Below are 11,524 nucleotides of genomic sequence, written 5' to 3' on the forward strand. Positions count from 1 at the left end.
TCCAACGCAGCCGCGAACACCGGGAACACCCCATACAACTCCCGACCCATCCCCACCCGCTGAGCACCCTGACCCGTGAACACGAACGCCGTACGGCCAACCGGACCCACCTGCCCGGTCACCGTCCCCGTCACCGACCGCCCCTCGGCCAGAGCCTCCAGGCCGGCGAGGAAGTCGTCCGTCTCGGCGGCGACGACCACAGCGCGGTGGTCGAAGGCGGAGCGGGTGGTCAGCAGGGCGTGCCCGACGTCGGCGAGGTCCGCCCCGCCGAGCGTGCGAGGCAACCGGTCGGCGAGGCGGCGGGCCTGCTCGCGCAGGGCGTCGGCGCTCCGGGCGGAGAGCACCCAGGGCAGCAGCGTGCCGGCGGGCGGGGCGGTGCGAGCGGGCCGTTCGTCGGCCGGGGCCTCTTCGAGGATCAGGTGGGCGTTGGTGCCGCTGATGCCGAACGAGGACACCCCGGCCCGGCGGGGACCGTCGCCTTCCCACTGCTGGTGCTCGGTCAGCAGCTGGACCGTGCCCGCCGACCAGTCCACATGCGGGGACGGCTCGTCCACGTGCAGGGTGCGCGGCAACTCGGCATGACGGATGGCCTCCACCATCTTGATCACACCACCGACACCCGCAGCCGCCTGCGCATGCCCGATGTTCGACTTCAACGACCCCAGCCACAACGGCCGCTCCGCAGAACGCGCCGCACCATAGGTCGCGATGAGCGCCTCCGCCTCGATCGGATCACCCAGCGTCGTACCGGTGCCGTGCGCCTCCACCACATCCACGTCCGCCGCCGACAGACCCGCATCGGCCAGCGCCTGCCGGATCACCCGCTGCTGAGACGGACCGTTCGGCGCCGTCAACCCGTTCGACGCCCCGTCCTGGTTCACCGCACTGCCCCGGATCACCGCCAGCACCCGGTGCCCGTTGCGCCGCGCGTCCGACAACCTCTCCAGGACCAGAAGCCCGGCCCCTTCGGCGAACCCCGTGCCGTCCGCGCCCGCCGCGAACGCCTTGCAGCGGCCGTCGGGTGCGAGGCCGCGCTGGCGGCTGAACTCGGTGAGGACGTTGGGGGTCGACATCACGGCGACGCCGCCGGCGAGGGCGAGGGTGCACTCGCCGCGCCGCAGCGCCTGCACCGCCAGGTGGATGGCGACGAGGGACGACGAGCACGCCGTGTCCACCGTCACCGCCGGACCCTCCAGACCGAGGGTGTAGGCGATCCGGCCGGAGATCAGGGCCGAGAGGGTGCCGGTGCCGATGTAGCCGTGCAGGTCCGCGGCGGTGCCGGCGAGCACGGTGGCGTAGTCCTGGTCGTCGGCGCCGGTGTAGACGCCGGTGCGGCTGCCGCGCAGGGTGCCGGGTTCGATGCCCGCGCGTTCGAGGGCCTCCCACGCGGTCTCCAGGACGAGCCGCTGCTGCGGGGCCATGGCCAGGGCCTCGCGCGGGGAGATGTCGAAGAACGAGGCGTCGAAGCCGCCTGCGTCCTCGAGGAAGCCGCCGTGGCGGGCGTAGCAGCTGCCCGGCCGCTCGGGATCGGGGTCGAACAGCGTGTCCAGGTCCCAGCCGCGATCGGTCGGGAAGGGGCCGAGGGCGTCGCGGCCTTCGGCGACGAGCTGCCAGAGGTCGTCGGGGGAGGCCACGCCGCCGGGCAGGCGGCAGGCCATGCCGACCACCGCGACCGGGTCGTGGGCCCGGGCCTCGGTGTCGGCGAGTTGCTGGCGGGCCTGCCGGAGCTCGGTGGTGACCTTCTTCAGGTAGTCCCGCAGCTTGGCGTCGTTCGCCGTCTGATCGTTTGCCATGCGACGTCAACATCCTCCGGGCAGGCTCAGGAGATCCCGAGCTCGTTCTCGATCACGCTGAACAGTTCTTCGTCGGTGGCGGCGCCGAGGTCCTCGGCGGGCTGGTCGTCGGCGCCGTCGGGCGGGGTGTTCCAGGAGCGCAGCAGGGCTCCGAGGCGCTCGCCGACGGCCGTACGGGTGTCGGCGTCGACGTCGGCGGTGCGCAGCCGTTCCGCGAGCCGGTCGAGTTCGGCGAGTACGGTCGGCGTGGTGTCGGCCGGGGCGAGCCGGGTGCGCAGTTCGGCAGCCAGCGCGGTGGGCGTGGGACGGTCGAAGACCAGGGTGGCCGGGAGGCGCAGCCCGGTCGCGGTGGCGAGCCGGTTGCGCAGTTCCACGGCGGTCAGCGAGTCGAACCCGATCTTCTTGAACTCCTGTGCCGCGTCGATCGCGTCGGCGGTGGCGTGCCCGAGGACGGTGGCCGCGTGGGTGCGTACCAGGTCGACCAGGTAGCTCTGCTGTGCGTCCTCGTCCATGCCGTCCAGGAGCGCGGTGCCCCCTGCGGGGCGCGCGGTGTGCGCGGTGGGCCGTGCGGTGTGCTGGACCAGGTCGCGCAGGAGCGGGGGCAGGGACGCGGGGTCGGCCGCGCGCAGCGCGGTGGTGTCGGGGTCGGCCGGGACGAGGACGGCGCCGCCGTGGGCGAGTGCCGCGTCGAACCGGGCCAGGCCTTCGGCGGGTTCGACCGGGCGGACACCGAGTGCCGAGACCCGCCGTACGTCGGCGGCGTTCATCGCTCCCGTCATGCCGGAGGCCTGCGTCCACAGACCCCAGACCAGCGAGGTGGCGGGCAGTCCCTGGCCGCGGCGGTGCTGGACGAGTGCGTCCAGGTAGGCGTTGGCCGCGGCGTAGTTGCCCTGTCCGGGGCTGCCGAGGACACCGGCCAGGGACGAGAACACCACGAACGCCGACAGCTGCGCGTCCTGGGTAAGCCGATGCAGGTTCCAGGCCGCCTCCGCCTTGGCGCGCAGGACGCGGTCGACCTGCTCGGGGGTGAGCCGGTCCACGGTCGCGTCGTCCAGGACGCCGGCCGCGTGGACGACCGCGGTCAGCGGGTGCTCGGCCGGGATGCGGGCGAGCAGGGCCGCCAGGTCGTCGGGGTCGGCGACATCGCAGGCGGCGATGGTGACATCGGCGCCCAGCGCGGTGAGTTCGGCGTGCAGGTCGGCGGCTCCGGGTGCCTGCTCGCCCTGCCGGCCGACGAGCAGCAGGTGCCGTACGCCGTGCCGGGTGACCAGGTGGCGGGCGGTGAGGGCGCCGAGGGTGCCGGTGCCGCCGGTGATGAGGACGGTCTGGGCCGGGTCGAGGCGCGGCGGGAGCACCACGGCCAGCTTGCCGGTGTGTCGGGCCTGGGCGAGGTGGCGGAAGGCGGCGGGCGTCCGGGCGGCGTCCCAGATGGTGGTGGGCAGGGGGGTGAGGACGCCGCGGTCGAAGAGGTCGGCGAGTTCGGCGAGCATCTCGCCGATCCGGTCCGGTCCGGCGTCCAGCACCAGGTCGTAGGGGTGGTACGCGACCCCCGGGTGCTCGGCGGCCAGGTCGGCGACCGGCCGGATGTCGGTCTTGCCCATCTCCAGGAACCGTCCGCCGGGGCCGAGCAGCCGGAGCGAGGCGTCGACGAACTCGCGGGCGAGGGAGTTGAGCACCACGTCCACGCCCCGCCCGCCGGTGGCGGCGCGGAACCGCTCCTCGAAGTCCAGGTCGCGGGAGGAGGCCAGTCGTTCGCCGTCCACACCGAGGGTGCGGGCGATGTCCCATTTCCCGGGGCTGGCGGTGCCGTAGACCTCCAGGCCCCAGTGCCGGGCGAGTTGGAGGGCGGCCATGCCGACGCCGCCGGTGACGGCGTGGATGAGCAGGGACTCCCCCGCCCGCACGTCGGCCAGGTCGCGCAGCCCGTAGTAGGCGGTGAGGTAGACGACCGGGACGCAGGCGGCCTGCGTGTACGTCCAGCCGCGCGGGATCCTGCCGAGCATCCGGTGGTCGGTGACGGCGACGGGTGCGATGCCTCCGCCGGGGAACAGGCCCATCACCCGGTCGCCGGGCGCCAGTGCGGTGACGTCGGGGGCGACCTCGACGACGGTTCCGGCGGCTTCGCCGCCGATCGCCGCCTGGCCGGGGTACATGCCGAGGGCGATCAGCGTGTCGCGGAAGTTCAGGCCCGCGGCGCGGACGGCGACCCGGACCTCGCCGGGTCCCAGCGGCCGGGTGTCGTCATCGGAGGGGACGAGGGCGAGGTTCTCGAAGGTGCCCCTGCCGGTGGTGTCGAGCTTCCAGTGGGACGCGTCGTCCGGCGGGGCGAGTCGCTCATGCTCTGCGGTGCGGATCAGGCGCGGCAGCAGGACCTCGCCGGCCCGGATCGCGAACTGCGGTTCCCCGCTGCCGAGCGCGGCGGCCAGGAGTTCCGGTGCGGCACCCGCCGGGTCGAGGTCGGCCAGCACGAACCGTTCGGGGTGCTCGGACTGGGCGCTACGCACCAGACCCCAGACGGCGGCCGCTGCCGGGTCGTCCACCGTCTCCCCCGGCGCCGCGGCCACGGCGCCCTGGGTGAGCAGCACCAGACGGCTCTCCGCGAACTCGGGCGCGCCGAGGAACTCTTGGATGACCGTCAGGACGTCGAGGAGCGTGGCCCTGGCGGTGTCCGGGGCTGCCGGATCGGCCGGGGTCCCCGTGGCGGCCGCGTCCGTGACCGGGCCGGTCACCGGTGCGACGGGCAGGACGACGATCTCGGGAGCCGTCGCGCCCGTCGCCGGCTCGGCGAGGAGGTCGGCCGGCCGGCGGTGGACGCGCGGGGTGCCCTGCGCCGTCCGGATCGGCTCGCCGAGCGGGGCGTCCCCGAGCACGGCCCAGGTGGAGACGTCCACGGGGACGGCCTGGTCGAGGGCGGCCGGTCGCCAGTGCGGGGCGAGCAGCGCGTCGGGGCTGTGGCGGCGGTCGGCGAGCCGTGCCGCGTCGGTGGCGCGCAGGGACAGCGCGTCGGCCGTGAGCACGAGCGCACCGGTGGTGTCGGTGAGCGTGAGGGTGACCTGGTCGGTGCCGGTGCGGCTGAGCTTGGCCCGGCCGGCGGTGGCGCCGCTCGCGTGGAGCCGTACACCGGACCAGGCGAAGGGCAGCCGGACGGTGTCCGGCCGTTCGGAGCACAGCGCGTGCAGCACGGCGTCCAGCAGCGCGGGGTGGACACCGTACCGCGCGGCCTCGCCGGCGGTCTCGTCGCCCAGTTCCACCTCGGCGAACAGGTCGTCGCCGTCCTGCCACAGTGCCCGCAGTCCCTGGAAGGCGGGACCGTAGCCGTATCCGGTCGCGGCCAGACCCGCGTAGAAGCCGTCCAGTTCCACACGGCGGGCACCGGCCGGCGGCCAGGTCCCGGGGGCGGCGGGCCGGGGTGCGGCCGACCCGTCGTCCGGGGCGAGGACACCGGACGCGTGCCGCCGCCACGGCAGGTCGTCGTCGGCGCGGGAGTGCACGGCGAAGGCACGGCGCCCGCTGTCGTCGGCGGCCTCGGCCACCAGCTGGATCCGCAGGGCTCCCTGCTCGGGCAGGACGAGCGGTGTCTCCAGGGTGAGTTCGTCGACGCGCGGGCAGCGCACCTCGTCACCGAGGCGGACGGCCAGTTCGAGCAGGGCGGTGCCGGGCAGCAGGACCGTGTCGAAGACGGCGTGGTCGGCGAGCCAGGGCTGGGCGGCCGTGGAGAGCCGTCCGGTGAGGACCGTACCGCCGTCGGCGAGGTCGACGGCGGCCCCCAGCAGCGGGTGACCGGCGGCGTTCAGGCCCAGCTCGGCCGCGTCGGACAGGGCCGCGTCGGCGTCCAGCCAGAGGCGTTCCTCCTGGAACGGGTAGGTGGGCAGTTCCACGGGGCGGGCGCCGTCGGGTGCGACGCGGCTCCAGTCGACGGGGACGCCGGCGAGGTGGGCGTGTGCGACGGCCTCGGTGAACTGCCGCAGTCCGCCCCGGTCCCGGCGCAGGGTGCCGAAGGCGGCGCCGGTCAGTTCGGCCGCGTCCAGCGTCTCCTGGATGCCCATCACCAGCACCGGGTGAGCGCTGACCTCGATGAACACGGTGTGGCCCTGTTGGGCGAGGGCCTGGGTGGCCGGGCCGAACCGCACCGGGTGGCGCAGGTTGCGGTACCAGTAGTCGGCGTCGAAGGCGGTCGGTTCGGCCCAGTCGCCGGTGAGGGTGGAGAACACCGGGATCTTTGGGCTCCGGGGGGCGACGGGGGCGAGCGCGGTGCGGATCTCCTCCTCGATGGCCTCGACGTGGGCCGAGTGCGAGGCGTAGTCGACCGGCACGGCTCTGGCGCGTACGTCCTGTGCCAGGTAGTGGGCGAGGATCTCCTCCAGTGCGGCGGCGTCGCCGGAGACCACGGTGGAGGAGGCGCCGTTGACGGCCGCCACTCCGGCCCGGCCGGCCCAGGGTTCGAGGTCGGCGGTCACGCGCTCCGCGGCGAGCGGCACGGAGAGCATGCCGCCCTGTCCGGCCAGTGCCCTGATCGCCCTGGAACGCAGCGCCACGACCCGCGCCGCGTCCTCCAGGCTCAACGCACCCGCCACACACGCGGCCGCGATCTCCCCCTGCGAATGCCCCACCACAGCCGCCGGACGCACACCGAACCCCTGCCACACCGCGGCCAACGACACCATCACCGCGAACAGCACCGGCTGCACCACATCGACACGCTCCAACGACGGCGCACCCGCACCCCCGCGCAGCACATCCACCACCGACCACCCCGTGAACGGCTCCAACGCCGCCGCACACGCGGCAAGACGCTCCGCGAACACCGGCTCACTCGCCAGCAACTCCCGGCCCATCCCCACCCACTGCGACCCCTGCCCCGGAAAGACGAACACGACCTTGCCGGTGCGGTCGGGGGTGGCGCCGGACACCACGTCGGCGGAGGGCACGCCGTGGGCGAGGGCTTGGAGAGCGCGCAGCAGTTCGTCGCGGTCGGTGCCCAGGACGGCGGCCCGGTGCGGGAACGCCGTACGCGCGGTGGCGAGGGTGTAGGCCGCGTCCCCGACCCCGATCTCGGGCCGTGCCGTCAGGTGCCGGTGCAGCCGGTCCGCCTGTTCCCGCAGCGCCTGGGGGGACCGCGCCGAAAGCAGCAGCGGCAGCGTGGTCTGCTCCAGCGGGGCGACGGGCTCCTCGTCGGGCGCCTGTTCGAGGATCACGTGGGCGTTGGTCCCGCTGATACCGAAGGAGGACACCGCGGCCCGGCGGGGGCCGTCGTGCTTCCACTGCTGGTGCTCGGTCAGCAGCCGGACCGTGCCCGCCGACCAGTCCACATGCGGCGACGGCTCGTCCACGTGCAAGGTGCGCGGCAGCTCGGCATGACGGATGGCCTCCACCATCTTGATCACACCACCGACACCCGCAGCCGCCTGCGCATGCCCGATGTTCGACTTCAACGACCCCAGCCACAACGGCCGCTCCGCCGAACGCTCCCGGCCGTACGTGGCGATCAGCGCCTCCGCCTCGATCGGATCACCCAGCGAGGTGCCCGTACCGTGCGCCTCCACCACATCCACGTCCGCCGCCGACAGACCCGCGTCGGCCAGGGCCTGCCGGATCACCCGCTGCTGGGCCGGACCGTTCGGCGCCGTGAGCTGGCTGCTGGCACCGTCCTGGTTGACGGCGCTGCCCCGGATCACCGCGAGCACCCGGTGCCCGTTGCGCCGCGCGTCCGACAGCCGCTCCAGGAGCAGCAGTCCGGCGCCCTCGCTCCAGCCGGTGCCGTCGGCGGCCGCGGCGAACGCCTTGCAGCGGCCGTCGGGGGCCAGTCCGCGCTGGCGGCTGAACTCCACGAAGGTGTTGGGGGTGGCCATCACCGTGACACCGCCGGCGAGCGCGAGGGTGCACTCCCCGCGCCGCAGCGCCTGGGCGGCCAGGTGGATCGACACGAGGGACGAGGAGCAGGCCGTGTCCACCGTCACCGCCGGACCGTGGAAGCCGAAGGTGTAGGCGATCCGGCCGGAGGCGATGCTGGCTGCGCTGCCCTGCACGAGATAGCCCTCGAACTCTTCGGAGGGCTGGTGGACGCGGGTGCCGTAGTCGCTGTACATGACACCGGTGAAGACGCCCACCTGTTCGCCGCGGAGGGCGGCGGGCAGAATGCCGGCCTGCTCCACCGCCTCCCAGGCGAGGGTGAGCAGCAGGCGCTGCTGCGGGTCGACGGCGAGTGCCTCGCGCGGCGAGATGCCGAAGAACCCGGCGTCGAAGTGGCCGGCCTCGTGCAGGAAGCCGCCCTGGCGGGTGGTGGACTTGCCGACACGGTCGGGGTCGGGGTCGTACAGCTCGTCCACGCCCCAGCCGCGGTCGGCGGGGAACTCCCCGATGGCGTCGTGCCCGTCGGCCACCGTACGCCACAGGTCGGCCGGGGTACGGACGCCGCCGGGGTACCGGCAGGACATGGCGACGACGGCGATCGGCTCGCGCCTGTCCGACTCGACCTGCTGAAGCCGGCGCCGGGCCTCCTGAAGGTCCGTCGTCGCCCGCTTGAGATAGGCGCGGAGCTTGTCCTCGTCCGCCATCGGCGATCCACTCTCCTCAGGGTGTGCGGCGGGTGGGCCGTCCCGTTGCGGGAGGCAGCCACGCGGTTCGTTCACGGTAGGTCGGTGGTCTTGGCGGCCCCTTAGCCGTCGCTAAAGCGGGGGGCGGCCGTGACCACCTGGTCATTCGGGGGTTTCGAGGGTGCCGTCGAGCAGACGGAACAGTTCCTCGTCGCTGGCGTCGTCGATCGCGTCGGCGACCGGGCCGGAGCCGGTCTCCTGCTCGGGACCGCGCAGCCGCACCAGGACCTGCTGGAGCCGCGCCACGACCTCGCCGCGGGCCTGCGGATCCGTGGCCAGGTCGGCCAGCTCGGCCTCCCAGCGGTCGAACGCGGCGGTCCACGTCCGGTCGGTGCCGTCCGGCAGCAGCTCGGCGAGCAGATGGTCGGCCAGCCGGGTGACGGTGGGATGGTCGAAGACGGCGGTGGTACGCAGCTGCAGGCCGGTGAGCCGGCTGAGCCGGCGCCTCAGCTCGACGGCGGTCAGCGAGTCGACACCCATGTCGAGGAACCCGCGCTCGATGTCGATGCCGTCGGCCGCCTCGAAGCCCAGCACGTGAGCCAGTTCGGCGCGCACCAGGTCCCGTACGGCCTGTCGGCGGTCCTCTTCGCCGAGGTGGCGCAGCCGGGTGGCGAGCCCTTCGTCGGTGGACGCCGCCCGGGCGGTCTCCCGGGCCGGCCGCCGCGTCGTGCGCACCAGCCCGGACAGCAGGGCGGGCGGGTCCTCCGCGGCGGCCTGCAACGCGGCCGGGTTCAGGTGGACCGGCGCCAGCACGGGCCGGTCCAGGGCCATGGCCGTGTCGAACAGACGCAGGCCCTGGGCGTCGCCGATCCCGGCGATGCCGGACCGTGCGAGCCTGGCCAGCGCGCCCGCGTCGAGCGCGCCGCCCATGCCGCTCTCCCGTTCCCACAGGCCCCAGGCGAGGGAGACCGCCGGCCGGCCGCTCGCCCGGCGGTACTGGGCGAGCGCGTCCAGGAAGGCGTTGCCCGCCGCATAGTTGCCCTGCCCCGCGGTGCCGAGGGTGCCGGCGACCGAGGAGAACAGCACGAAGGCGGTGAGCGGGAGGTCCTGGGTCAGCAGGTGCAGGTTCCAGGCGGCGTCCACCTTGGCGGACAGCACGGTGCGCAGCTGCCGGTCGCTCATGGTGGCGACGGTGGCGTCGTCGAGGACGCCGGCGGCGTGCACGACGGCGGTCAGCGGACGCCCCTCGGGAACCGTCTCCAGCAGAGCAGCCAGCGCCGCCCGGTCCGCCACGTCACAGGCGGCGACCGTCACCTCCGCCCCCAACCCCCGCAACTCAGCGACCAGCTCCTGCGCACCCGGAGCCTGCGCACCACGCCGACTCGTCAGCAGCAGACGCCGCACGCCGTACTCCGCGACCAGATGCCGGGCGAACAGCGCACCCAGCCCACCCGTGCCACCGGTGACCAGAACCGTGCCGTCGCCGCCCCAGTCCGCCGGGGCCTGCCCGGCCGGCGCGCTGATCCGGGTGAGCCGCGGGACCAGGACGGTGCCGCCGCGCACCGCGACCTGGGGTTCACCCGAGGCCAGTGCGGCGGCCACGGCGTGGCCGGGGAGGTCCGCCCCGTCCGAGTCGAGCAGGACCAGCCGGCCCGGTTCCTCGGCCTGCGCGCTGCGGACCAGCCCCCACACCGGCGCGGCGGCCGGGTCCGGCACCTCGCCGTCGCGGGCGGCGACCGCCGACCGGGTGACCAGGACGAGGCGGCTGTCCGCCGTGGCCGGCTCCGCCAGCCAGCGACGCAGCAGGGCGAGCGTGTCGGCGAGCGCGGCGCCGGCCGCCGCCGGGACGTCCGGTTCCTCGGCCGCCGGTCCGGCATGCATCAGGACCGTGCCGGGTACGGCGGCGCCCGCGACGACCGACGCCAGCAGCGAGTCGAGGTCCTCGTGGTGCCGTACCGGGCTGCCGGTGTCGGGGGGCGCGGACAGCGACCCGACGACCGCCCAGGGCCCGGCCGGGTCCGTGGGTGCCTCAGGGGCACCGGGCGGCAGGGACGTCCACTCGACGCCGAAGAGCATGCCGGGTACGGCCGTGTCGGCCAGCCGGTCGGCCGCGACGGTCCGCAGGGTCAGGGAATCGGCGGTCAGCAGGACGTGCCCCGCGCCGTCGGTCAGGGTGACGGACACCTCGTCGGCGCCGACCCGGCCGAGCCGGACCCGGACGACTGCGTCTTCCGGCTGGGCGCGGTGCGTGACGCCGCGCCAGCCGAAGGGCAGGCGCACCTGTCCGGACCGGTCGGACGGCCCGTCCAGCAGATCGAGGAGCAGGGGGTGCAGCGCACCGTCGAGCAGGGCGGGATGAACCGTGTGACCGTCGGCCGGCGGCGCGGCCTCCGGTAGCCGGACCTCGGCCAGCAGGTCGTCGCCGAGCCGCCATGCCGCCTGGAGCGCCTGGAAGGCGGGCCCGTAGGCGTAACCGAGTTCGGACAGCCGGGGGTAGACCTTGTCCAGGGGCACGGCGACCGCGTCCGGCGGCGGCCAGGCTCCGGCCGGCCCCGGATCAGCGGGCGGCCCGGCCGGTGCGGTGCTCAGCGCTCCGGTCGCGTGCGTGGCCCAGGGGGCGTCCGGCTCGGCGTCACCGGGCCGGGAGTGCACGCCCAGCGGCCGGCGCCCCGAGCCGTCCGGCGGGCCGACGATCACCTGTACGTCCACGGCACCCTGTTCCGGCAGGACCAGGGGCGTCTCCAACTCCAGTTCCTCGACGGACGAACACCCGCTCGCGGCGGCCGCGTGCAGCGCCAGGTCCAGCAGGGCCGCGCCGGGCAACAACACCGCGCCGCCCACGGCGTGGTCGGCCAGCCAGGGCTGCGCGGTCACCGCCAGCCGCCCGGTGAGCACCAGCTCCTGCCGAGCCGCCAGCGCGACGGCGGCGCCGAGGAGGGGATGACCGGTGGTGTCGAGCCCGAACCGGTCGGCTCCGACCGGCTGCGAGGACGCGTCCAGCCAGTACCGGCGACGCTGGAACGCATACGTCGGCACATCCACCACCCGAGCACCGGCCAACTGCGCCGACCAGTCCACGCTCACGCCGTGGGTGTGCAGCGCGGCCAGCGCGGCGAACACCACCGCCACCTCACCACGACCCCGACGAGCACCGGCCACCGCCAGCACCTCCGAGCCTGTGACACACACCGGCACCAC

Annotated in this window: 3 protein-coding genes; all 3 read right to left on the reverse strand. The window is 74.7% G+C overall.

The window, feature by feature from the left end:
- Nucleotides 1-1,760 (reverse strand): type I polyketide synthase (locus tag ACGFRF_RS41465; RefSeq protein ID WP_393749295.1); only part of this gene is annotated, 1,760 nt, incomplete at its 3' end.
- Between the two features lie 59 nt (nucleotides 1,761-1,819).
- Complete coding sequence (locus ACGFRF_RS41470) at nucleotides 1,820-8,347, reverse strand: SDR family NAD(P)-dependent oxidoreductase (protein WP_393749291.1); 6,528 nt, start codon at nucleotides 8,345-8,347, stop codon at nucleotides 1,820-1,822.
- 141 nt (nucleotides 8,348-8,488) lie between these two features.
- A partial coding sequence (locus tag ACGFRF_RS41475; RefSeq protein WP_393749293.1) for a type I polyketide synthase occupies nucleotides 8,489-11,524 on the reverse strand: 3,036 nt, incomplete at its 5' end.

The sequence above is a fragment of the Streptomyces sp. NPDC048521 genome, assembly GCF_043199855.1.
Lineage (GTDB): Bacteria > Actinomycetota > Actinomycetes > Streptomycetales > Streptomycetaceae > Streptomyces.

Excerpts from the sequence above, each read along its gene's own strand:
- ACGFRF_RS41470 (WP_393749291.1), bottom strand. The coding sequence starts at position 8,347 with ATGGCGGACGAGGACAAGCTCCGCGCCTATCTCAAGCGGGCGACGACG.